Source organism: Flavobacterium sp. AC267 (genome assembly GCF_979258715.1).
In genome coordinates this window covers 2,636,841-2,661,237 of record NZ_OZ409875.1, presented here as the reverse complement: position 1 = coordinate 2,661,237, position 24,397 = coordinate 2,636,841, and the positions used below count along the sequence as shown (strand labels likewise).

Sequence of the window (24,397 nt, the reverse complement as noted above, 5' to 3'; positions counted from 1 at the left end):
TGAGGTTAAAAACTCACCTAGTTTTTATAAATAATTCCTCATTCAATTGCCAACTTAAAATCAAGCAAAACATTGAATAATAATAACTGAATTAACAAAAACGTTAAAAATAATTCACGTTTTAACCTATAACGGTTTCGTAAATGAGAATATAGCATAGAAATAAGAAAACACAGTTGCGCTTTTTCATGTAATTCATAAGTAATTTAGCATCAGAGAATTAGAACTATTAATTTAAAAACTAAGTACCATGAAAAAGATTGCAAAATTGAGTTTAGTAGCGGCGTTGCTATTCACTGGAATAAGCACTTACGCAATTGACGGAAATGGAGAATTTAATCTTCACGTATTAAAAGCTAATGGAAAAACGATCACTTTCGCACTTAATAAAGTACAGAAAGCCAATTTAGCTATTTATGACAAGGACGGAACACTTATTTATTCTGAAAGCGCTTCGGGTAAAGAAGGAATTTTAAGAACTTTCAGCTTAGAAGAATTCCCAGAAGGAACTTACTTTTTAGAAGTTGAAGACAACGTAAAAAAAGCAAAATATGAAATCACAATCAATGATAATGCTTCATTATCTAGAACTGCGTTTTCTTCAGTTTACAAAGCTGGTTTTGCTAAAAATTCAAACGTTGTCGCACGCTAAAAATTTTATACTTTCAGAAGGTATAAAATAAGGTTAGAAAAAATTAAAATATTTTATTGTTGAAGAAGAGAAACAGCTCGCGGTTGGTTACGGAGCTGTTTTTTTTACTCAAAATTAAATGTGTTTTTTACACTAAATCTCTTTCTGAAAAAATATTCTTATAAATTCAAATCTTTGATTTTTAAACGTTAAAAAATAATTAAAACTTAACAAACCACGAGCCCAGTAATTACGTACATAGTTCAAACAAAATACTGATATGATTACAATTCAGCAACTTAAGTATCTAAAAATGCTAAAATTTTGCTAAAAATTAAATTTGTATTTGTAGTTTTACGCGTTCCACATTTAGTAATTAACAATTAAAAAAAACATGACAAAATTTACCAAAGCTGGTTTAGTTCGTCGCCTTTTTTTTAGCGACTGTGTTTACCTATGCCATTGATGGAAAAGGTGATTATATTTTAAATATAAAAACAGGAAACGGAAAAGTAGTTAGCTTTACTTTAGACACTGTTGAGAATTCATCTTTCTCTATCTACGACGAGAATCACAATTTACTTTATGCAGGAGACAGCTGCGACAAACAAATTGGAGGTTTCAAAAACAATTAGTTTAGAAAGTTTTCCTGCGGGAACTTATGTTCTTGAATTGAAAGCAAACGACAAAGTTGCGAAACACGAAATTAAAGTTGCTTGCAAAAAAGGTAAAAGCAGTGAAATTAGACGAATCTGTGAACGTAAGTCCAGGATTTCGCCGTTAACCCACTCTTTTTGCCCAAAAAGTTAGAAAGCATCAGTCATTTGGCTGGTGCTTTTTTATTTATAACTTTTAATAAAAATTAACCACAATCTTGTCATTTCGATCCCGAGACTTCGGGAGAGAAATCTCCAGAAATAGCTCCGCAAAGATTGGCGATTTACAATGTCGACTTTCTACTGCGCTTTCTCCCTTCGGTCAGAAATGACAAACTGGAGAGGGTAAACTTTGCGTTCCACGAGCAGGAAAAATTTATTTTCAATATATTTGAAATATGAATGAAAATAAAGACATATTGATCAGGCCAGCGGTGAATAATGATTTACCTAAACTTGCCGAATTTTTACAATTTTTAGTACGTGCAGAAAGACCCTTCGACGTTACCTTAAAGGAAGGAGAAATTTTTTATTATGATATACAGGAGCTTATTTTAGACAGCAACTCAGAAGTTTTGGTTATAGACATAAACAATCAAATTGTTGGTTGTGGATATGCTCAAATCCGATCAGCTAAACCCTATCAAAAACATGAATTTTTCGGGTATCTGGGCTTTATGTATGTAGATCCCCAGTTTAGAGGACGAGGTCTTATTAATCTTTTAATTAACCATCTTAAAAAATGGGTTTTATCTCAAGGAATAACCGAGGTTAGATTAGACGTATATCATGACAATGAGGCGACAGTCAACGCTTATAAAAAAGCAGGTTTTAAACCAATAATCACAACCATGCGTTGCGATGTAAGCCAAATGGATGATACTATTTAACCGCAACATTTAGACTCAATACTTGTCATTTCGATCCGTAATTGCGCAAAGATTGGTGACAGCCGCTATATTCCGTTCCAAAATTATTTTCATATTCTTTATGGATTATTGGAACGGGTACGAATTCAGGAGACTTCCCACAGCAATTGAGAATATTTTGTGGAGCGGGTTTGATATATTAACTAGTTTCCATAATACGCTCTTTCCAAACTTTTTCTTGAGATTTATTAGATGATTTAATTTTGATACAATAAAATAAATATGAAATTATCAAACATATTATTATAATAAGACTTAATAAAATACTTTTTTTAATCTTTCGTTTCATCTTATTTATTTTTTGGGCTTTCATAAAGCCAAATATTTTTTATCGCATTTTGATCAGGCGCCCCGTTTGTAAACATTTTGCTGTATTTTTTCTAAAAATTTTTGATTATTTGATACTGTTTTTTCAAATCAGTATTTATATCTTCCTTCAAAACAATTGAGTCTACTTTAATATCTTCCAGATAGTTCAAATTCAGCCTACATTTTATTAAAGTATATTTATAAGTAGAATCAGTCACAACAGGATTGTCTGCCCTAATGAACTCTAATCCATCTTTTGTTCTGATCCACAAAAAAATTAACGATGTTCTAAAATCATCCATTAGTTTCTTTTCATTTTTCAAATCAATGACATACAAAGAAAGTGTATTAGGCATGCTCACAATAGGCAATATTAATATGCTATCTTTGTAAATGGAATATTTCTCTGATTTTAAATATTTTGAATCTAAATGACCAATACCATTTATTGGAAACGCAACTTCTGAATAATCAAAGTATCTCATTTTGAAAGAATGTTCTTTTTTGTCATGTTTTAATTTATAATCCAGTTTTAAAAAACCATTCTCTAACTTCTGAATTTTCAAATAGAAATCTTTCTCTTTCCTAAAAATCGTATCTAATGCTACCGTATTAATGGAATCATTAATTTTTTCTTTGTATTGAATCATTAATTTTTTTCTGCGCTGTTGTTATATCAACATTATCAGCCTTTTTGTTAACGCAGGAAGCCAATAGTAAAATAATTACACTGTATATATATACTTTCATCCTTAATTTTCTATATCTTTTTTAATTTCTGTTAATCTCTTATTTTCATTTTGTAATATTTCGATTGTTATATCAGTAAAATCTTTTATAGGCTCAATTAATATTATTCTATTTAAATTAGAATTGTTTGACTCTTTCTTTTTATTTATTTTAGTAATTTCTTTTCTATTTTTCTTTATTTGATAATCTATACTGTTAATTAATCTTTTCTTAAAATCAACCATTTGTTTCACTAATACTTCACCATATTTATTATTATTTGAAATTATAGTTCCTTTTCCATCAGGTTTTGAAGTTTTTACATCCTCAAAATTATACGCACCGTGTCCAGTTTTATTTCTAGTTTTTTCATCTTCTATATATATTCCTGTATAAAAAGCTTTATTTATATCGTCATCTGTGAAATTTTCATTTTTAATCACTTTTTCGATGCCTGGCCATTTTTTAAATTTACCGATAAAATAGTCTTTAATAGAGGCATCATAACCACCTACATTTGAATAGTCCTTAATTTTAATTTGAGAATTTTTTACTTTATAATCATTACCTGTAGTTGAAGTTCCAAACAAATTATAGTCTCCTCTACGAATAGCATCTTTACCATAGCCAGATTCTATACTTGCCTGAGCCATTATTAATAAAGCTCCTTTTCCAGTAGCTCCTTTTGATTTTGCGAGCATCATAGATTTGAAGGGCCGTTGCAATTAAAAATTGATGATGTAATGGATTTTCCGGATCTTTTTCAATCGAATCTATTAATCTTCTTTTATTATAATCTTCTTTTAGTTTAAACTGATAATTTATATTATCTGATGAAGTTCCTGAAGCTTTAAAATACATATTCTCTACTCCAATCTCAGGATACATTTTTTGAAGGCCTAAATCGGGATATACAGTCTTTTGTGTTTGAAATGTTATTTTTTCTGGCAAATCTGGAAAAACCGTTTTTAGCAATAAGAACAATTCTTCATGTTCTGAAAATAATTGCTGAATATTTAAATTAGGTGATCTAATCTTTTTAATTAAAACATCGTAATTTTCTTTCAAATATATATTTTTTTCTTCTTTCGACAACTCCAATAATTTAAAAATCATCAAGTCACTTACTTTTTTCCAACTCATATTATTAATAGAGCTTTCAGAAATTTTATATAGATTCTCACTTTTATCCTCTTTATCAATATTTCCTTGTTGAGCAAAATATTCTTTATCTCTTTTGTTATCTATATCTTTAGGAATAGTCGTTTCGTAATTTTTTAAGTCAATTTCTTTTTCAATCAATTCTACATTTAATTTCTTTTTGAGTTCCGTTTTAATTACACCTGAATAAGTCTCATTATCAGTCATTATAATTTTTGATGGAATTAAAAGACTTTGTTCTGTTGACACACTAGTAATATATATTTGAGAGGTTAGACTGTTACTTAAGTTTTCTAAAACGTTTTCCTCTTTTAGTGTTCGAGAATAAATATTATTTACTTGTAAAGACTCTATTACCTTATCAATATTATCTAGGGTCTTAAAAAAACCAAATTCAAGAGTTCCTTCTGAAATATTGAAATCTTGTTTTGTTTTCTTTAAAGTTGATATAATTGGACTTTGAATTCCTTCTAAAGTATTATTTTCAATTCTTTCTGTTGAGATATTTGAAGAAGTGAAAACACTGTTATTTTGATATTCTTGCCATAGCTGTTCTATATCTTTTCCCTGACTCATTTTTTTTGAAACTTTTGCCAGTTCTTTTAGGAAGATTTCTTTTAAATACTCTGAACTCTGTGAACTTGCGTTATTCTTTATTACAATATCGAAATTGTGAATTACATTTTTAGGCATTATCTTTTTTAAAGTAAAATTAATCTTACTTTTTCTGTTTTGAAAAATTTCAACTTACCGTATTCAATAGTTTCAGTAAGCTTTTGTTTTACTAAACAAAAAAACCTCCCATTCCTGAGAGGTTTTCCATAAATTATAAAACAGTAAAATTTACATATTCCTTCTATACTGCCCACCAACCTCAAACAGCGCCGAAGTAATCTGACCCAAAGAACAAACCTTTGTAGCCTCCATTAAATGATCGAATAAGTTTTCGTTTTTAATAGCGGCTTGCTGTAACGTGTTTAAATGCTCATTAACTTTTGCTTCGTGGAAATTGTGCAGATTATCCAACATCGTAATTTGATATTGTTTTTCTTCTTCGGTGGCACGAATGACTTCTGCCGGAATTACCGTTGGCGAACCTTTTGAACTCAAGAAAGTATTTACACCCACAATTGGGAAATCTCCATTGTGTTTTAAGGTTTCGTAATACAAACTTTCTTCCTGAATTTTAGATCTTTGATACATTGTTTCCATTGCGCCAAGAACTCCTCCTCTTTCTGTGATTCTGTCGAATTCCTGAAGAACTGCCGCTTCAACCAAATCGGTTAATTCTTCTATAATAAACGAACCTTGAATTGGGTTTTCGTTTTTCGCTAAACCTAATTCTTTATTAATAATCAACTGAATTGCCATGGCACGACGTACCGATTCTTCTGTTGGCGTTGTAATTGCTTCGTCGTAAGCATTGGTGTGCAATGAATTACAGTTATCATAAATCGCATACAAAGCCTGTAAAGTCGTTCTAATATCGTTGAAATCAATTTCCTGCGCGTGTAACGAACGTCCTGAAGTCTGAATGTGATATTTCAGCATTTGTGCTCTTTCGTTGGCTCCGTATTTGTTTTTCATGGCTTTTGCCCAAATTTTACGCGCCACACGTCCAATTACTGAATATTCTGGATCTACTCCATTTGAGAAGAAGAACGATAAATTGGGTCCAAAATCGTTGATGTTCATTCCACGGCTCAAATAATATTCCACGTAAGTGAAACCATTCGAAAGCGTAAACGCCAATTGCGTAATTGGGTTTGCTCCCGCCTCAGCAATATGATATCCAGAAATAGAAACCGAATAGAAATTACGAACGTTTTTGGTAATAAAATATTCCTGAACGTCGCCCATTAATCGCAAAGCAAATTCGGTTGAGAAAATACAAGTATTCTGCGCCTGATCTTCTTTTAAAATATCGGCCTGAACTGTTCCGCGAACCTGCGATAACGTTTTTACTTTTATTTCGTTATAAATGTCCAAAGGTAAAACCTGATCTCCAGTTACGCCCAAAAGCATTAATCCTAAACCATTGTTTCCTTCTGGTAAATCGCCTTGGTATTTCGGTTTTTCGATTCCTTTTTCTTTATATAAATTGTTGATTTTTGCCTCAACTTCTTTTTCTAAATCATTTGCTTTGATATAAATCTCACATTGCTGATCGATTGCGGCATTCATAAAGAAACCTAATAACATTGGCGCAGGCCCGTTAATGGTCATACTTACCGAAGTTAAGGCATGAACCAAATCGAAACCTGAATATAGTTTTTTAGCATCGTCTAAACAGCAGATTGAAACTCCTGCATTTCCAATTTTTCCGTAAATATCCGGACGCAAATCTGGATCGTTTCCGTATAAAGTAACACTGTCAAAAGCAGTCGAAAGTCGTTTGGCAGGCATTCCCGCACTTACGTAATGAAAACGCTTGTTGGTTCTTTCTGGTCCGCCCTCGCCCGCAAACATTCGCGACGGATCTTCACCTTCACGTTTAAACGGATATAATCCCGAAGCAAATGGAAATTCGCCAGGAACATTTTCCTGTAAATTCCAACGCAAGATATCGCCCCAGCCTTCATATTTAGGTAAAGCAATTTTCGGAATCTGTAAATGCGATAAACTTTCAGAGTGCGTTGCAATCTTGATTTCTTTATCGCGAACTTTAAAAGAGTAAACTGGATTTTTGTATTTCGCAACCTTTTCATCCCAATTCAGGATAATTTCCCAATTGTACGGATCTAAGTCCATTTTTACTTTATCAAATTGATTGAGTAAAAGATTTAAAAAGATTCTGTTTTCGTCGTGCGCTTCGACTGCGCTTGGTAAAACTGTAGAATCATCAATTCCTGCTTTAGTAATTTGCGGAACTTTCCCAGAAACCGATTCAATGGTTTTGAAAATTCCGTATAATTTCTGCGCTACTTTTCTTTGCGAAAGTGCGATTTCATCATAAGATCTGTTATTCTCTGCAATTTCAGATAAATAACGTGTTCTGTGTGGCGGAATCACGAATATTTTCTCGCTCATTTCTTTGGTGATTTCAAAAGTCGATTTCAAATCAGAATCGGTTTTTTCAACCACTTTATCCATAATCGCTTTGTAAAGCGTGTTCATTCCGGGATCGTTAAACTGCGAAGCAATCGTTCCAAAAACCGGCATTTCATCTGGATTTTTATCCCATAAATTATGATTGCGCTGATATTGTTTTTTTACATCGCGCAAAGCATCCAGCGCGCCTCTTTTATCAAATTTATTTAAAGCTACTAAATCGGCAAAATCAAGCATATCAATTTTTTCCAATTGTGTCGCCGCTCCAAATTCTGGTGTCATTACATATAAGGATACATCAGAATGATCCATGATTTCGGTATCAGACTGACCAATTCCTGAAGTTTCCAAAATAATCAAATCGTATTTTGTCGCTTTTAGAACCTGAATCGCTTCGGCTACATATTTAGACAAAGCCAGATTCGACTGACGTGTTGCCAGCGAACGCATATAAACTCTTGGATTATTAATAGCATTCATCCTAATTCTGTCTCCTAAAAGTGCTCCTCCCGTTTTTCTTTTTGAAGGATCAACAGAAACCAATCCTATCGTTTTTTCTGGAAAATCAATTAAAAAACGGCGGACTAATTCGTCAACCAATGAAGATTTTCCGGCACCACCCGTTCCTGTAATTCCCAAAACTGGAATTTTAGAATTGGCATTACTTTCATGAATTTTATCAAAAACAGATTTTGCAATTTCTGGGAAATTTTCTGCCGATGAAATCAGACGTGCAATTGCTGTGGGTATTTTATTTTCGATATAATCAATTTCTCCGTTTAATTGATCTCCTATAGGAAAATCAGAACGTTCAACCAAATCATTAATCATTCCCTGCAGTCCTAAAGAACGGCCGTCGTCTGGAGAATAAATTCTAGTAATACCATATTCATGCAATTCTGAAATCTCGCTTGGCAGAATTACACCATGCAGCCATCGCCAAATATCTTAATATGTCCCGCTCCTTTTTCGTGAAGCAGATCATACATATATTTAAAGTATTCATTGTGTCCTCCTTGGTAAGACGTCATTGCAATCGCATTAGCATCTTCCTGAATAGCGGTATTCACCACTTCTTCGACACTTCTGTCGTGACCGAGATGAATTACCTCAACTCCTGTTGACTGGATAATACGGCGCATAATGTTTATCGCGGCATCGTGACCGTCAAAAAGTGAAGCGACTGTTACAATTCTTACTTTATTTTTAGGAATATATGGTATTTGTTGTTCCATTTTATGAATATGATAATTTTATGGAGGCAATTTACAAAATATTTTAATATTCGATCATTACTATAAGCTTATCTTAACAAAAATAAATCGATTTCGTAAACCCAACGGGCAATTTTTTACGTAACTAATTGATATAGTTAATGAAAGCATAAAGACATGGCAATTTCGCAACATTTAAATAAAATCAGGAAACATGTTTGAAGGCACTGTAGCGTAATTTAGCATTGTAGAAAAGCCCCAATTTTTACCCAACCACTTACATAAAAAAAGTACTAACGTAAAAATTTAAAAAATGAAAACATTTTATTCATTCACTCTAATTTTAAGTTTGAGTTTCTTTATATTTTCTTTCAATGGAATTGAAAATAATACTCCTACAAATAAAAGAACTTTAACGAATGCGGCAGTTTACAATTCAGATGTAAACGAAATTTCAAACGACTTCTTTAAGAGATATTCCGATTTGAAAAAATATAAATCTGATGTCATGTCATTATATAAAAACAGAACCCTGGGATCTATTTGGTTTGATGAAAATGATATCAATGAGTTTGGAACTGTTTTATATGAAAAAGCAAAAAAAACAAACGATCTAATTATTCCCTATCAAAAAGAGATTGATCAATTATTTGATAACTCATCAGAAACAAAGCTTTCAAAAACCGACGCTGACATGCTTTTAAGTTCACTATATGTATTGTACACTAAAAAAAGTAATGCAGATAAGAAAAAATTGTCTTACAACGAAACGCTGAAAGACTTCTTAAACTACAGCACAATCGAAGAAGCAACTGCGGTTGCCTCAACAGATGAAAAAGTGCAATTTGAACAGTACTATAAACTACAGGATGTACTAACAAAATATAAAAGAATTGAAAAAACGCATAAATGGAAACCCATTGTTACGGAAACTCCATATAAAGAATTGCGTCCAGATGCAGTTTCAAACACAATTGCGCAAGTAAGAACGAGATTGTATTTAATGGGTGATTTAAAACATGATTCTAAAAGCGATTTTTATGACCGTGAACTAATGGATGCTGTTATGAAATATAAAGTTCGTAACGGATTTAAACCTAATTATATCCTTGCAGAAGAACATATTAATGAAATGAATATTCCGCTTTCTGATAAAATGGAAACTTTATCGCTGAATATGGAAAGATGCCGTGCGATTGCCGCTCAAATTGCTCGCAAGCGATGAATATGTTTTGGTAAACGTTCCTTCGTATGAATTGGTTTATGTGAAAAACGGAAAAGTACAATTAACTTCAAGTGTTTTTGTTGGAGCTCCTTTGACTAAAACAACGATCTTTAACAGTGAAATTGACAGAATCGTTTTCAGCCCTTATTGGACAGTTCCTCAAAGTATTGTACAAAACGAACTTAAATCTAAAATCGCTTCAGATCCAAATTATCTTGCAGAAAAAAATATGGAAATGGTAAAAGGACAAGTTCGACAAAAACCAGGTCCAGATAATTCGTTAGGTTTGGTAAAATTTATGTTTCCAAATCCAGACGATATTTATATGCATGATACACCTTCTAAAACTTTATTCGATTTCGAAAAAAGAACTTTCAGCCACGGTTGTATTAATGTAAAATTAGCTAAAGAATTGGCCGTTGCAATGTTACAAGATTATCCAGAATGGACAGCGACTAAAATCGACAAAGCAATGGATGGTAAAGCTGAAAACAGTTTTAAATTATCTAAAAAAGTTCCTATCTATATTACCTATTTTACATCATTGGTAAATGAAAATGGAGAAATTGGTTTCTTCCAAGATGTATATGAAAAAGATAAAGAGTTCAATCCTGAAAGTTCAGTAGCCGCTCAATAATATAATTTTATTAATTTTTAGAGAGAAATTATCATTCTATGGTAATTTCTCTCTTTTTTTATTCAATTTCAGAAATAAAAAAAAGCTTAACTTATTATTTTAAAACCTTTTACAGGCAAAAACACCTTGTCAGGCATATTAATTTTGCCCTATAATTATACCACTAATTTTATAATACTTAAAACTAATTATTATGAAAACGAACAACATCGAAGGTCTTACAATGTTTGAAATAAATGTATTAGTACAACAAGGAGGAAGATTTGTAATTTTTCCGAATACCATTTCAAAACTTATGAAAAAATTTAAAGCTTCAAATGTTTATTTTATTCGCCCAGAAGAAAAAACATTTAAATATGCTTTAAAACATTTCTTTAGAAACTTATCTGCTGGGTGGCGCATATTTCCTTACGGACCAATATATGTAGTGAAATCTTTTTATTATTTAATTAAAGGAGGGAAAGATTATACCCAGACTATATTATCTGAATTGAACAAAAATAATCCTGTTTACAATCCAGATACAAAATATTTAAAATACACTTAGAAGTCGCTCTTTTTGTCTTAAACTATCATTTTAAAACCTTATTGAAGCTTACATTGTGCGCGCTTAAAAAGAAATTTGCCAAAATTTAAAAATCTCTTTTTAATTAAATTCACAATGAAAAAGCACCTTTTATTTTTGGGTATTACGTTGATTCTCTTTTCTGCTTGCAGTAAAACAGCAAAAATATCTGAAAATTCAATTGATTCACTAAAAATCAATAAACCTCAAGCGCCAAAGGCACTTGGTCCTACTCGCATATTATTCGTAGGAAACAGTCAAATCGAATACTTTGTTAGTGCTCCAACATTGTTCAAAGAGCTTTGCTATGCTAATAACCAACGAGTCTACGTACAGCAGTTAGTAACAATGGGCGTGTCGCTTGATAAAGTATACGCTACCAATAAAACAGAAGCGAACGAGAACTTTTCTAATAGAGACAAGGATGGGAATTATTACGATTATGTTGTACTTCAGGAATCTACGCCAATCGCATTAAATGAAATTGAAAAGTATAGAGATAATTTAAAATTTATAGTTGAAAAAATACATAAAAATAGTCCTGATCTCTGCGGTTTATATTTACCAAGGAATGTCTCCAGTAGCTTATACAGATTCAAATTATAATAATTATTATCAGGATTTACGCAAAAATGCCATCATGGCCTCTGGTTATATAAAAAATGCTGGTGTACTGCGAGTTGGCGACGCTGTAAAAGATGCCTATGACGGAAAGAATGGCTACAACTACCTAAAAAACAATACTGATTGTCTGCGATATGGAAAAAACAATCTAAACTTTTTAAACGATGGCGGCTTTTTGCAAGCAGTTTTATTATATGCTTCAATTTTCGATAAAAAACCAATCATTCCTAAAAAACTTTTGTTAAGCACTGGAACGGGAGATAATGACAATATGCGAAAACAAGAAGTTACTAAAACAATTAGTAATCCAGAAGCGTTAGTAGAAATTGCTTTTAACAATCGTTAGCAAATAGAAAACTAATTATTGTCCTAAACTAGCAGTTTAAAAACTTTTTAGGGATGTTATTATAATTGATTAAAAAGAGATTTGCTAAAATTTAAATCTCTTTTTAATTAAACTCACAATGAAAAAACACATTTTATTTTTGGGTATTACAGCAATTCTTTTTTCTGCTTGTAATAACAAAGTGCGTCCTAAAGCTCCAAAAGCAGAAGGAACTCCTAGAATATTATTTATAGGAAACAGTCATACTGAATTCTTTGTTAGTGCTCCTACTCTATTTGGTGAAATATGTAAAGCAAATAACCAACCAATGAATATTGATCAATTGGTTACTATGGGTGTTTCTATTGACAAAATTTACGCTGATCATAAATCAGAGGCTGAGCAGAATTTCGCTAAAACCGATAAGGATGGAAATTATTACGATTATGTAATCGTTCAGGAATCGACTCCTGTTGCACTTGCAGAACCAGAGAAATATCAGGCTAATGTAAAAATGATTGTTGACAAAATTCGTAAAAACAGCCCTGGCGTAGCAATTTATATTTATGAAGGAATGTCGCCATTGCCTTTTACAGAATCTGAATACAAAGAATATTTTGATGAAATGCAAAAGAATGCGGCTTCAGTTGTAGAAGCTACAAAAAATTCAGGTTTACTAAGCGTTGGTAATGCTATTAATGACGCTTACAATGGTAAAAATGATTATAAATATTTAGTTGGAAATAAAGATAATCTGCGCTTTGGCGAAAATACACTTCACCTTCTAAATGATGGCGGATTTATGCAGGCAGTTTTACTTTATGCAACAATATTTGATAAAAAACCTATTGTACCAGCACAGCTTACTTTAAGCACAGGAACAGACGATAATGACGAAATGAAAAAACAGGACGTTCCTAAAGCAGTCAGCAATCCTAAAGCTTTAGCCGAAATTGCTTTTAGTAATCGTTAAAATCGAAATTTAAAAATCATCTTATAATCTATAAGGTGATTTTTTTTTTTGAGAGTTCTTAATTTAGAATAGAGCAGAATTTATCTGGTAAACTTAAAATGAAACAAATTAACAAAACAAGTGTTATTTATTAAACAAATTGTTTAAACTCCTAGAATATTTTTATGGCTTTATTTTTGAATAAGTAGTATTTTTGAAACTTAATAATCCCCAACAAATGAAAAAGATTTTATTATTAGCCGTTACATTTTCTCTTACGTCTTGTGCACAGGTGCGGCAGACATTAAATCAATTGCCTCAAATCTCATCACAGATTCCGGGAGTTGGCGGTGTTGACATTGCTTCAGGTTTAAAAGAAGCTTTAAATAAAGGAATTACTGAACAAGTAAGTAAATTAACCGCGGTTGATGGTTTTTATAAAAATACAGCCGTAAAAATTTTAATGCCGGAAGAATTACAAAAAGTAGATGCCACTTTAAGAAAAGTAGGTTTAAGTTCTCTTGCCGATGAAGGAATAAAAATGCTAAATCGTGCGGCAGAAGATGCAGTAAAAGAAGCAACTCCTATTTTTGTTTCTGCGGTGAAAAACATGACTTTTTCAGATGCTAAAAATATTCTTTTAGGAAACGACAGTGCGAGCAACAACTTACCTGCAAGGAAGCACAACAACAGCTTTATACGGAAAATTTAATCCCGTAATTAAAAGCTCTTTTGAAAAAGTTGGCGCCGATGCAGTTTGGACGAAAATTATCAATAAATACAATACTATTCCTTTAGTAAAAAAAGTAAATCCAGATTTGACTGATTATACAACTACTCAAGCCTTGGCTGGTGTATTTAAAATGATTGCTGTTGAAGAAAAAGAAATTCGAAATGATATCTCTGCAAGAACAACTCCTTTGTTAAAAAGTGTATTTGCACTGCAGGATGGAAAGTAAATTTTTATTGTTTAATCGTTTAGATGTGTAATCGGTTAATCGTTTAATTACAAACTTCGAAACTTCGATTAAACAAATCAACAATTAACCGATTAAACAACAAAAAAATTAACTGCTTAAACCAAAAGAAATAATGCAAAAAATAACCATTCTAATTCACTGTAAAGATCAGAAAAATATTATCGCCTCGGTGACTACTTTTATTGCGCAGGTAGAGGGAAATATTACCTATATCGACCAGCATGTTGATGTGGAGCAAAATGTATTTTTTATGCGATTAGAATGTGAATTTACCAATCCGCAAATTACGGTTGAAGGTTTAAAGGAAGATTTTGATAAAGCGCTTGTAGCAAATTTAATATGTCTTGGGATTTGTACAGTCAGGAACAAAAACCTAAAATGGCTTTATTTGTTTCTAAATACGATCATTGTCTATTTGATATTTTGGGACGTTACAGTGCCGGCGAATTGAATGTGGAGATTCCGTTAATTATCAGTAATCACAATGATTTAAGATCTATTGCAGAGCGATTTGATATTCCGTTTCATTATGTTCCTTTTACAAAAGACAATAAAGAAGAAGGCGAAGCAAGACAAATTGAATTATTAAAAAGATATGAAATCAATTTTATCGTTTTAGCGCGTTATATGCAGATCATAACACCACAATTGATTTCACTTTATGAAAATAAAATCATCAATATCCACCATTCGTTTTTACCTGCTTTTCCAGGAGCAAAACCGTATCATTCGGCATTTAAACGCGGTGTAAAAATTATTGGAGCTACCAGTCATTATGTTACTGAAGAACTAGACGAGGGCCCGATTATCGAACAGGATATTGCCCGAGTTTCGCACATTCATTCTATTGAAGATTTCATTATGAAAGGACGTGATTTGGAACGCATCGTTTTGGCAAGAGCCATAAAATTACATGCCGAAAGAAAAACAATGGTTTATAGTAATAAGACGGTGGTTTTTTCGTAGTTTTTTTTTAAGGTTCAAAGAGGCAAAGGTTAAAAGAGGCAAAGGCTTTTCTATCTTATAAAAAGCAAACCCGATAAGTTTTAAACTGTCGGGTTTGTTATTTTTGAATACAACTGTCATCCTGAGCGTAGTCGAAGACCGGCTTTACTTAAAAGGACTTCGACTTCGCTCAGTCTGACAACTCTGCCTATGCACTAAATAAGCAAAACCCGACAGGTTTTGGAAACCTGTCGGGTTTACTATTGAAAACTCAAAACCTTTGAACCTCTGAAACTTTGAACCTCTGAAACTTTGAACCTTTGAGCCTCTGAGCCTCTGAACCTCTGAACCTTTGAACCTTCCTTAACGAACCACAATCGCCAATCTCGGATCATCACAAGCATTTACTTCTTCCATTGTCATTCCTAAGGCATTTGCAACACCTTCTCCGTATGCCGGATCCGCTTTAAAGCAGTTTCTTATGTGACGAATTTGAATGAATTTCTGTGCAGCCGCCCACTTGTGCGGCGGTATTTTTAAACAACAGTTGTTTTTTCTCCTCTGTGAGTAAGCGGAATAATAAACCTGGCTGTGTGAAATAATCATTATCATCATCTCTAAAATTATGCGCCCATGCATCTCCATGAAGTTTCAATGGCGGTTCTTTAAATTCTGGCTGTTCCTGCCATTCTCCAAAGCTATTTGGTTCATAATGTTTACGTCCTCCATTATTTCCGTCTACACGCATTGCACCATCTCTGTGGAAAGTATTATAGGGACATCTGGGTGAATTTACAGGAATTTGAAAATTGTTTACGCCTAAACGGTATCTATGCGCATCTCCGTAAGAAAACAAACGTGCCTGCGGCATTTTGTCTGGAGAAAAACTAATGCCAGGAACCACATGCGCTGGATTGAAAGCGGCTTGTTCTACTTCTGCAAAATAATTTTCTGGGTTTTTATTTAATTCGAATTCTCCAACTGGAATCAATGGAAAATCTCCTTTTAACCAAACTTTGGTCAAATCAAAAGGATGAAAACGATAATTTTCCGCTTGTTCTTCTGACATGATCTGAACAAACAATTTCCATTTTGGAAAGTTTCCTTCTTCAATAGCATCAAATAAATCACGCTGATGGCTTTCTCTGTCTCCTCCAACCAATACAGCGACTTCTTCGTCAGAAAGATTATCGATTCCCTGCTGTGAAACAAAATGAAACTTCACATAATGTCTTTCATTTTGAGCGTTTAAAAAACTAAAGGTATGACTGCCAAATCCGTGCATTTGTCTGTATGATCTCGGAATTCCTCTATCACTCATTACAATGGTTACTTGGTGTAAAGCTTCAGGTAATAATGTCCAAAAATCCCAATTATTATCAGCACTTCTTAAGTTGGTTTTCGGATCACGTTTTACAGCGTGGTTCAAGTCAGGAAATTTCATTGGATCACGAAAGAAAAATACTGGAGTATTATTTCCTACCAAATCCCAGTTACCTTCATTAGTATAAAATTTCAAGGCAAAACCGCGAATATCTCTTTCAGCATCAGCGACACCTCTTTCTCCTGCAACAGTAGAGAAACGAGCAAACATTTCTGTCTTTTTTCCAATTTCCGAAAACAAGTCGGCTCTCGTATATTTTGTAATATCGTGAGTTACGGTAAAAGTTCCGTAAGCTCCAGATCCTTTGGCGTGCATTCTTCTCTCTGGAATTACTTCTCGGTCAAAATGAGCCATTTTTTCTAAAAACCAAAAATCCTGTAATAAAACAGGTCCGCGAGGACCAGCAGTTTGTATATTTTGGTTGTCTGGAACGGGAGTTCCTGTAGCAGTTGTTAATTTTTTGTTTTCTTCCATATTGCTGATTTTTAATGTTTTATCAAATATACAAACAAAAAACAATCAATTTAATAAACAAAATTGATTGTTATTATATTTTAATAACCAAAAATTATTTAATACTGCAGAATGCTCAAAACGCGTATTTTATAAATCTTAACTTATGATCAACAAAGTAATAACAAAACCTTAACAGCATAAGATTGATATATGTCGGACATTTGTAATGTAATAAACTGGTTATTTATTATTTTGGTTTTGGTTAGTTAAATGATGCCGGCGTCTTCGAGATGCCGGCATTCTTTTTTATATCAAGTTTTGTTTTTCTTGTTTCAGGTTTAAAGTTTCAGGTTAATTTGCTTTGAGCTTAATTTTTACCGCAAAGAGCACAAAGTTTTTTGTTTGGGGTTATATATAAAATAGAAAGTTCGCAAAGCTTGATCAACACAAAACTTGTAAACTTGTCTTATAAAATAAAATAACTAGCAAACTTTGCGGATCTCATTGAAAAACTCTGTGGTAAAATTAAACTCAAAACAATTATACCTTTTCTTCATTTTGGATACAACTACACGAGATTTAGATACTTTATAAAACTATTACTCATAGATCTTTGCTTTATAATTTTCAAACTAAAAATTTAAGACAAAAGTTATGAGTATAAAAAAAATAAATTTAGGAAATCAAGGACTTGTTGTGCCTAACATTGGTTTAGGATGTATGGGAATGACGCAGATTGCCGGAATGGATATTTATGGCAAAGCCGATGAAAAAGAAGCTATTGCAACCATTCACCGTTCGCTTGAATTGGGTGGAAACTTTTTGGACACCGCAGATTTGTACGGACCTTTGCATAACGAACGATTAATTGCAAAAGCGATTAAAGGCAATCGTAATGCTTATAATATTGCTACGAAATTTGGCTACGAAATTGATGATAACGAACAGTTAACCTGGAATTTTAACGGTACAAAAGAGTATGTAAAGAAAGCTGTCGAACGTTCCCTAAAAAACTTAGGAACAGATTATATTGATCTTTATTATTTACATCGCCTCGATCCAAATACTCCGATTGAAGAAACAATTGACGCAATGGCTGAATTGGTAAAAGAAGGAAAAGTGGGTTATATAGGCTTATCTGAAGTTTCGTCTGAAACGATTCGAAAAGCTCATAAAATTCACGCACTGACTGCTGTTCAAACAGAATATTCTTTGTTTGAAAGAACTGTTGAAGAAGCTGGAATCTTAGACACCTTAAACGAATTAGGAATAGGTTTTGTTGCTTATTCACCGCTTGGAAGAGGATTCATTTCAGGTGATATAAAAAGTCCAGACGACTTTGATGATACTGATTTCAGAAAATCAATTCCGCGTTTTCAGGGAGAGCAATTTTATAAAAATATAGAGTTGGTTAATGAAATTCAGAAAATGGCAAACGAAAAACAAATTACTGCTTCTCAATTAGCACTTTCTTGGATTACATCAAAAAACATTCTATCAATTCCGGGAACAAAACGTGTAAAATATGTAGAACAAAATATTGCTCGCGAGCACAAATGGTTTTAACTCCAGAAGAAATGAATCATTTAGAAACTATTATTCCGCTTGGTACTCAAACGGGTGCGCGATATGATGATGCTAATATGGCGGGAATCGATAAATAATAACTTAACTAATTACTTTGGAAAAGTTATCTTTACGATAGCTTTTCCTCTTTTTATATTCTTTAATTATTTCGTCATGAAAAAAGAAATTCATATTCCGTATCCGATCCAATCTATTTCAGAATTACATTCTTTGCTTAAAATTCCGAAACCAGAACATCCTTTGGTAAGTTTTGTCGATTTAAGTAAAATAACCTGTCATTTTGATGATAACCTGAAAAGTGTTGTGTATTCTTTTTACACCGTTTGCATCAAAAAAGGTTTTACTGGAAAAATGAAATACGGACAAAACACTTATGATTTTGATGAAGGTGTTATGACTTTTATGTCGCCGGGACAAGTAATCTCAACAGAAGTTAGTGTTGACACAGCCGTTTATGGAGCTATGTTAGTAATTCATCCAGATTTTATGCAAAATTATGCTTTAGCCAAAAACATAAAAGATTATGGCTATTTTTCGTATGCTGTGAGCGAAGCTTTGCATCTTTCTGATAAAGAACAAGCGATGATTACAGGAATTATGAAAAACATCGAACAAGAATATTGCTCTTCGATCGATGCTTTTAGTCAGGATGTGATGATTTCGCATATCGAATTGCTACTGAATTATTGCAACCGTTTTTATAACCGACAATTTATTACGCGTAAAAGTGCCAATAATACGCTTTTAACGAAGTTGGAAACTTTGTTGTCTGATTATTTTGAAGGCGATAAAGTACAAAAATTCGGATTGCCAACGGTGGCTTATATTTCAGATGAACTGAATGTTTCTCCTAATTATCTGAGTGATATGTTACGTTCTTTAACGGGTCAAAGTACGCAAGACATCACATTCATAATAAAATCATCGAAAAAGCAAAAGAATTACTGACAACTACCTCGTTGAGTGTGAGCGAAACGGCATATCAATTGGGTTTTGAATATCCGCAGTCGTTTAATAAATTATTTAAGAGTAAGACCAACGTTTCTCCTTTAGAATTTAGAAGTTCTTTTAATTAATTTTTAAATAAAAGCGAAATATTTTACCGCAAAGTTCGCAAAGATTTTTCGCAAAGATTCGCAAAGTTTATTTTATATAATAAGCAGGCAAAGTTCGCAAAGTCAAATCAATACAAAGCTTTGCGAACTTTACTTTTTTTATAAAAACTTAATACTAAAAAAAACTTTGCGGACTTTGCGGTAAAATTATGTTCACCGTTTGGCAACTTGGAATTTTGAGTTTAAAAATTGGAATTTAGTTTTTCAGTCTTTTGTAAAGTCGTTTCGCCTATAGAATTTAGAAGTTCATTAATTCTTAAATAAAAAAGCGAGATATTTTACCGCAAAGTTCGCAAAGATTTTCCGCAAAGATTCGCGAAGGTTTATTTTATATAATAAGCAGGCAAAGTTCGCAAAGTCAAATCAATACAAAGCTTTGCGAACTTTAATTTTTTTATAAAAACTTAATACTAAAAAAAACTTTGCGGACTTTGCGGTAAAATTATGTTCAAAATTTGGCAAACCTAGAATTTTGAGTTTAAAAATTGGAATTTAGTTTTTCAGTCTTTTGTAAAGTCGTTTCGCCTATAGAATTTAGAAGTTCATTAATTCTTAAATAAAAAAGCTAGATATTTTACCGCAAAGTTTGCAAAGATTTTTCGCAAAGATTCGCAAAGGTTTCATTTTATATAATAAGCAGGCAAAGTTCGCAAAGTTAAATCAATACAAAGCATTGCGAACTTTACTTTTTTTATAAAAACTTAATACTAAAAAAACTCTGCGGACTTTGCGGTAAAATTATGTTCACAGTTTGGCAACTTGGAATTTTGAGTTTAAAAATTGGAATTTAGTTTTTCAGTCTTTTGTATAGTCTTTTCGCCTATAGAATTTAGAAGTTCATTAATTCTTAAATAAAAAAGCGAGATATTTTACCGCAAAGTTCACAAAGATTTTTCGCAAAGATTCGCAAAGTTTATTTTATATAATAAGCAGGCAAAGTTCGCAAAGTTAAATCAATACAAAGCATTGCGAACTTTACTTTTTTTATAAAACTTAATACTAAAAAAAACTTTGCGGACTTTGCGGTAAATTATGTTCAAAGTTTGCCAACTTGGAATTTGGAATTTAAAAATTGGAATTTAGTCTCTCATGTAATATTTTAAAGTACGGAAAAGCCTTTAATAATCGGTCGCCGTGCCAAGAGAACATTTCGCCATCAACGAAAACAGTTTTGGCGTGATGCGTAAATCTGCCTATCTCAAAAGCATCTTCTTCTTTAAAAGGATATGGTTCCGAAGAAAGGAAAACAATATCAGGATCGCCTTCTAAACGCATTTTTTTTAGTTCGATTTCAGGATAACGCCCTTTATCTTCGTAGATATTTTTAAAATGATTTAGCTTTAATAATTCATTTATATAAGTATCATTTCCCACGACCATATACGGGTTTTTCCAAATAAAATATGCTTGCTTTTTTTGACGGAATGTCTTTGATGTAATTTTTGAAATCGCTCAAGGCGAAAGCCAATTTGTCATTCCACTTTTGAGCTTCGGTTCTGCAATTGAATAATTGACCGAAGTCTGAAATCATCTGAAAATTATCTTCAATAGAAATAATATTCGTAACCCAAACTGGACAAATTTCCTGTAATTGTTTTACGATTTCTTCTGTATTTTCCTCTTTATTACAAATGATAATATCGGGCTGTAAAAGCTTTATTTTTTCGAAATGAATTTTCTTCGTTCCGCCGACAATCTTTTTAGTTGATTTAAAATGAAACGGATGCACACAAAACTTCGTAATTCCGATGATTTTCTCTTCCAAACCTAAATCATACAACAACTCGGTTTGCGAAGGCACTAAAGAAATTATGCGTTTTGAAGCATTTTCAAAAGAATGGACGGTTCCTATTTGATCTGTTAACTGTTTCATAGTATTCAGTCCCAGTCTCAGTATTCAGTCCCAATTTGAGACTGATTACTGAGACTGAATACTTTTATTTATTAGCAATAATAAAAGCCATTTCTTTTTGCACAGATAAAGCTTCTTCCCTAGCCTTTTCAGCGAAGTCGGTTCCTTTTGAAGCGTAGATAATTGCTCTTGCAGAATTTACCAAAAGACCAATTTTATCATTCATTCCATATTTACAAACTTCAGACAAACTGCCGCCTTGAGCGCCAATTCCTGGAACTAGTAAGAAACTATCTGGAACAATTTTTCTAATTTCAGCAAAATATTCAGCTTTTGTAGCGCCTACAACGTACATTAAATTTTCGCTGTTTTTCCATGTTTTAGAAGTTTCCAAAACCTGTTTGTATAATTCTTTTGCTTCGCCTTGGGTTCCGTTAATCGTTAAAGTCTGAAAATCAAAAGCACCTTCATTTGAAGTTAATGCTAACATTATAGTATGTTTATTTTCGAAAGCCAAAAACGGCTCAACAGAATCTTTTCCCATGTATGGGGCAACGGTTACACTATCAAAATTTAAGTCTTCAAAAAAAGCTTTTGCATACATACTTGAAGTATTTCCAATATCACCTCGTTTTGCATCGGCGATGGTGAATATTTCAGGATACTTTTCGTTAATGTAATTAATAGTTTTCTGCGGCGACATCCATCCTTTGATTCCGTATGCTTCAAAAAAAGCGGTATTCGGCTTATAACCAACGGTTAAATCGTGAGTTGCATCTATAATTGCTTTATTAAATTCAAAAATTGGATCTTCTGTTTCTAATAAATGTTGCGGCATTTTATCTAGATCAGGATCTAAACCAACGCATAAGAATGATTTTTTTTGAAGAATTTGTTCGTGTAGTTGTTGTGTTGTCATGTTGTATTTTGCTAGTGCGGCAAAATTACAAATTATAATTGTAAATGTTATTAATGGTTGATTGTGAATTCTGAATGATAAAAATGAATTAATTATCTTAATTTCAAATAAACATTGAATTCCTGTAACAACTCTGAAAAATTGTGTAATGAAAAAATCTAAAATGAGATTATCTTTGTAAAAATCTTAAAATTAAGACAATTATGAGCCCAAATATCGGAATCTCTCCAAAAAACTTAAAGAAGAGCGCCACTATACTAGCCACGATTTTATCTAACGAAATGACATTATATGTAAAAACGAGAAAATTTCACTGGAACATTTCAGGAAATAGCTTCATGGAATTACATAAATTATTTGAAGATCAATACAGAATTCTTGAAGCTAATATTGATGAAGTTGCAGAACGCATCAGCCAGCTTGGAGAAAAAACAATTGGAACAATGAAAGAGTTTATAGACAATTCAACTCTTAAAGAATCTCCAAAAGAATATGCTTCGCAAAAACATATGTTATCGGAACTTTTAGAAAACCATGAGCAATTGGTAACTGAATTTAGAGATTACATTCCTGTTTTTGAAAATGAAACAAATGATGCAGGATCTGCCGATTTCGTAACAGGACTACTGCAGGAGCACGAAAAAATGGCTTGGATCTTAAGAAGATATCAAGTTTAAAAAATAAAATGAAAATTATGCGACAGTAGATGAAATTAATGTAACAGAAGCTGTTTGATAATTTGGAACTTTACATTATTAATAACAACAAACAAAAAATATCATGAATACTACAGAGATAAAAGGAAACTGGAATGAGTTAAAAGGAAAATTAAAACAAAAATATGCTGAATTAACAGATGATGATTTAATGTTTGCTGAAGGAAAAGAAGACGAAATGTACGGAAAACTGCGGCAAAAATTAGGTAAAACTAAAGAAGAATTTCATCAGATCCTGTCAGATTTGTAAATCCTTGCAACTCAATCAGGAAATACCGTCTAGTAAAAAATATTAGACGGTATTTTTTTGATAATTTTGTTTTAAAATGCATTTATCTTGTAATTCTAATCTTTTTTTAAGCAAAAACACCAAATAAAATAAGTATCTTTAACCAAATTTCTATAAAATGAAACTATTTATAAAGTTCGACATTAACACGATCTGCTCTCTATATTTAAAACAAAACCTAGAACAAAATAATATAAATTTTACAACATTAGGGTTTGGAGAAATTGAGATTGAAGACAACATTGATGCTGAAGCGCTGGAAAAATTAAAACAAAAATTAACTCCGTGCGGCTTTGAAGTAGTTGAAAATCAAAAAAGTGTATTAGTCCAAAAAATAAAAGATGCCATCATCGAACTTGTTTTTATGGATGACAGTAATAATTATAAAAGTTCTGTGTTTTTAGCTGAGAAGTTAAACCACAGTTACGGCTATTTATCAAATGTTTTCTCAGAAGTAACTTATTCTTCTATAGAAAACTTTATTATTTTACAGAAAATCGAAAGAGCAAAACAATTGATTATTATCAATGAAATGAGTTTGACCGAAATAGCTTTTTTACTAAATTACTCCAGTGTAGCCCATTTGAGTACGCAGTTTAAAAACACAACCGGAATTACTCCGTCTGCTTTTCAGAGAATTATTAAAAAAAGAAGAGAAAATTTAAAATAAAAAAAACCTAAATACCGCAATCAAATGCAGAAAAACGCATTACACATTTTACTAGCTGATGATGATGAAGATGATCGTCTTTTCTTCAAGGACGCTTTTGAAGAAATAAAAATCCAAACAAATGTAAATTTCGTACATGATGGGATGCGACTAATGGAGCATTTAATGAATACAGATAATAAACTACCGGATATTTTATTTCTCGATTTAAATATGCCTAAAAAAACAGGTAAAGAATGTTTAATTGAAATCAAAAAAACGGATCATCTTAAAGATATAATCATTGCGATCTACTCTACTTCTTCTTCTGAGGAAGATATCGAAGATACCTTCATTCAAGGTGCTAATATTTACATCAAGAAACCAAGTGATTTTAACACATTAAAAAAAATAATTAATGAAGTCGTGACCGTAAACTGGCATTATCATACTTCAGGTTTAAACCGTGATAATTTCTTGTCGCGACTAAAATAAGA

General features: G+C 32.2%; 21 protein-coding genes and 5 pseudogenes. 18 read left to right on the top strand and 8 right to left on the bottom strand.

Annotation, left to right across the window (positions count from 1 at the left end; translation table 11 throughout):
* The first annotated feature begins 250 nt into the window (after window positions 1-250).
* The 4 genes from ACZZ95_RS13960 to ACZZ95_RS13945 all read left to right on the top strand — a co-directional run bounded on the left by ACZZ95_RS13960 (window position 251) and on the right by ACZZ95_RS13945 (window position 2,177).
* On the top strand, window positions 251-652 hold the full coding sequence (locus ACZZ95_RS13960) for a T9SS type A sorting domain-containing protein (RefSeq protein ID WP_463469507.1): 402 nt from the start codon (window positions 251-253) through the stop codon (window positions 650-652).
* 425 nt (window positions 653-1,077) lie between these two features.
* Window positions 1,078-1,266 (top strand): hypothetical protein, encoded by a 189-nt coding sequence (locus ACZZ95_RS13955; protein WP_463469506.1) that lies wholly within the window; start codon window positions 1,078-1,080, stop codon window positions 1,264-1,266.
* Entirely contained in the window at window positions 1,217-1,441 is a 225-nt protein-coding gene (locus ACZZ95_RS13950; RefSeq protein ID WP_463469505.1) for a hypothetical protein, read from the top strand. Before ACZZ95_RS13955 ends, ACZZ95_RS13950 begins: the two co-directional genes overlap by 50 nt.
* 244 nt (window positions 1,442-1,685) lie before the next feature.
* Window positions 1,686-2,177 carry a GNAT family N-acetyltransferase gene (locus tag ACZZ95_RS13945; protein WP_463469504.1) on the top strand — a complete coding sequence of 164 codons (492 nt, stop codon included), beginning with the start codon at window positions 1,686-1,688 and terminating at the stop codon, window positions 2,175-2,177.
* A gap of 419 nt (window positions 2,178-2,596) precedes the next feature.
* On the opposite strand, the gene ACZZ95_RS13940 is transcribed toward ACZZ95_RS13945, so the two are convergent.
* The 5 genes from ACZZ95_RS13940 to ACZZ95_RS13920 form a co-directional block, all read right to left on the bottom strand.
* A complete protein-coding gene (locus ACZZ95_RS13940; protein WP_463469503.1) occupies window positions 2,597-3,175 on the bottom strand; it encodes a hypothetical protein in 579 nt (192 codons plus the stop codon).
* A 102-nt stretch (window positions 3,176-3,277) separates the two neighbouring features.
* A complete protein-coding gene (locus ACZZ95_RS13935; RefSeq protein ID WP_463469502.1) occupies window positions 3,278-3,958 on the bottom strand; it encodes a glucosaminidase domain-containing protein in 681 nt (226 codons plus the stop codon).
* Complete coding sequence (locus ACZZ95_RS13930) at window positions 3,873-5,108, bottom strand: hypothetical protein (protein WP_463469501.1); 1,236 nt, start codon at window positions 5,106-5,108, stop codon at window positions 3,873-3,875. Before ACZZ95_RS13930 ends, ACZZ95_RS13935 begins: the two co-directional genes overlap by 86 nt.
* A gap of 150 nt (window positions 5,109-5,258) precedes the next feature.
* Window positions 5,259-8,363, bottom strand: a complete 3,105-nt coding sequence (locus ACZZ95_RS13925) for a methylmalonyl-CoA mutase family protein (RefSeq protein ID WP_463469500.1) — start codon at window positions 8,361-8,363, stop codon at window positions 5,259-5,261.
* 23 nt (window positions 8,364-8,386) lie between these two features.
* On the bottom strand, window positions 8,387-8,701 hold the full coding sequence (locus tag ACZZ95_RS13920) for a cobalamin-dependent protein (RefSeq protein WP_463469499.1): 315 nt from the start codon (window positions 8,699-8,701) through the stop codon (window positions 8,387-8,389).
* Between the two features lie 292 nt (window positions 8,702-8,993).
* Between ACZZ95_RS13920 and ACZZ95_RS13915 the strand changes: the two genes are divergently transcribed.
* From ACZZ95_RS13915 to purU, 8 genes and pseudogenes are all read left to right on the top strand, one after another.
* Window positions 8,994-9,905: a L,D-transpeptidase family protein gene (locus ACZZ95_RS13915; protein WP_463469498.1), complete on the top strand. Its 912-nt coding sequence runs from the start codon at window positions 8,994-8,996 to the stop codon at window positions 9,903-9,905.
* Window positions 9,889-10,542 (top strand): L,D-transpeptidase family protein, encoded by a 654-nt coding sequence (locus ACZZ95_RS13910; protein ID WP_463469497.1) that lies wholly within the window; start codon window positions 9,889-9,891, stop codon window positions 10,540-10,542. The genes ACZZ95_RS13915 and ACZZ95_RS13910 overlap by 17 nt, the downstream gene beginning before the upstream one ends.
* A gap of 193 nt (window positions 10,543-10,735) precedes the next feature.
* Window positions 10,736-11,089 carry a hypothetical protein gene (locus ACZZ95_RS13905; protein WP_463469496.1) on the top strand — a complete coding sequence of 118 codons (354 nt, stop codon included), beginning with the start codon at window positions 10,736-10,738 and terminating at the stop codon, window positions 11,087-11,089.
* Window positions 11,090-11,203: 114 nt separating this feature from the next.
* The gene (locus tag ACZZ95_RS13900) at window positions 11,204-11,713 is read left to right on the top strand and encodes a hypothetical protein (RefSeq protein WP_463469495.1); all 510 of its coding nucleotides are present in this window, start codon (window positions 11,204-11,206) and stop codon (window positions 11,711-11,713) included.
* Window positions 11,679-12,077: a hypothetical protein gene (locus tag ACZZ95_RS13895; RefSeq protein ID WP_463469494.1), complete on the top strand. Its 399-nt coding sequence runs from the start codon at window positions 11,679-11,681 to the stop codon at window positions 12,075-12,077. The genes ACZZ95_RS13900 and ACZZ95_RS13895 overlap by 35 nt, the downstream gene beginning before the upstream one ends.
* A gap of 118 nt (window positions 12,078-12,195) precedes the next feature.
* Complete coding sequence (locus ACZZ95_RS13890; RefSeq protein ID WP_463469493.1) at window positions 12,196-13,029, top strand: hypothetical protein; 834 nt, start codon at window positions 12,196-12,198, stop codon at window positions 13,027-13,029.
* Between the two features lie 217 nt (window positions 13,030-13,246).
* Window positions 13,247-13,967, top strand: a pseudogene (locus tag ACZZ95_RS13885) (DUF4197 domain-containing protein).
* Window positions 13,968-14,100: 133 nt separating this feature from the next.
* Window positions 14,101-14,954, top strand: a pseudogene (purU, locus tag ACZZ95_RS13880) (formyltetrahydrofolate deformylase).
* Between the two features lie 342 nt (window positions 14,955-15,296).
* Here the strand turns inward: purU and ACZZ95_RS13875 are convergent.
* Window positions 15,297-16,791, bottom strand: a pseudogene (locus tag ACZZ95_RS13875) (catalase).
* Window positions 16,792-17,427: 636 nt separating this feature from the next.
* On the opposite strand from ACZZ95_RS13875, the gene ACZZ95_RS13870 reads away from it, so the two are divergent.
* A complete protein-coding gene (locus ACZZ95_RS13870) occupies window positions 17,428-18,339 on the top strand; it encodes an aldo/keto reductase (protein WP_463469492.1) in 912 nt (303 codons plus the stop codon).
* 174 nt (window positions 18,340-18,513) lie between these two features.
* Window positions 18,514-19,436, top strand: a pseudogene (locus ACZZ95_RS13865) (helix-turn-helix domain-containing protein).
* 1,104 nt (window positions 19,437-20,540) lie between these two features.
* Here ACZZ95_RS13865 and ACZZ95_RS13860 read toward each other — a convergent pair.
* Both ACZZ95_RS13860 and pyrF read right to left on the bottom strand, forming a co-directional pair.
* Window positions 20,541-21,348 (bottom strand): annotated as a pseudogene (locus ACZZ95_RS13860) (ABC transporter substrate-binding protein).
* A gap of 64 nt (window positions 21,349-21,412) precedes the next feature.
* Window positions 21,413-22,246 (bottom strand): orotidine-5'-phosphate decarboxylase, encoded by an 834-nt coding sequence (gene pyrF, locus ACZZ95_RS13855; protein WP_463469491.1) that lies wholly within the window; start codon window positions 22,244-22,246, stop codon window positions 21,413-21,415.
* A 203-nt stretch (window positions 22,247-22,449) separates the two neighbouring features.
* On the opposite strand from pyrF, the gene ACZZ95_RS13850 reads away from it, so the two are divergent.
* The 4 genes from ACZZ95_RS13850 to ACZZ95_RS13835 all read left to right on the top strand — a co-directional run bounded on the left by ACZZ95_RS13850 (window position 22,450) and on the right by ACZZ95_RS13835 (window position 24,395).
* Window positions 22,450-22,923 (top strand): Dps family protein, encoded by a 474-nt coding sequence (locus ACZZ95_RS13850; RefSeq protein ID WP_095953116.1) that lies wholly within the window; start codon window positions 22,450-22,452, stop codon window positions 22,921-22,923.
* Window positions 22,924-23,026: 103 nt separating this feature from the next.
* Complete coding sequence (locus ACZZ95_RS13845; RefSeq protein WP_463469490.1) at window positions 23,027-23,212, top strand: CsbD family protein; 186 nt, start codon at window positions 23,027-23,029, stop codon at window positions 23,210-23,212.
* A gap of 157 nt (window positions 23,213-23,369) precedes the next feature.
* Window positions 23,370-23,921 carry a helix-turn-helix domain-containing protein gene (locus ACZZ95_RS13840; protein WP_095953115.1) on the top strand — a complete coding sequence of 184 codons (552 nt, stop codon included), beginning with the start codon at window positions 23,370-23,372 and terminating at the stop codon, window positions 23,919-23,921.
* Between the two features lie 24 nt (window positions 23,922-23,945).
* On the top strand, window positions 23,946-24,395 hold the full coding sequence (locus ACZZ95_RS13835) for a response regulator (RefSeq protein ID WP_463469489.1): 450 nt from the start codon (window positions 23,946-23,948) through the stop codon (window positions 24,393-24,395).
* The last annotated feature ends 2 nt before the right edge of the window (window positions 24,396-24,397 follow it).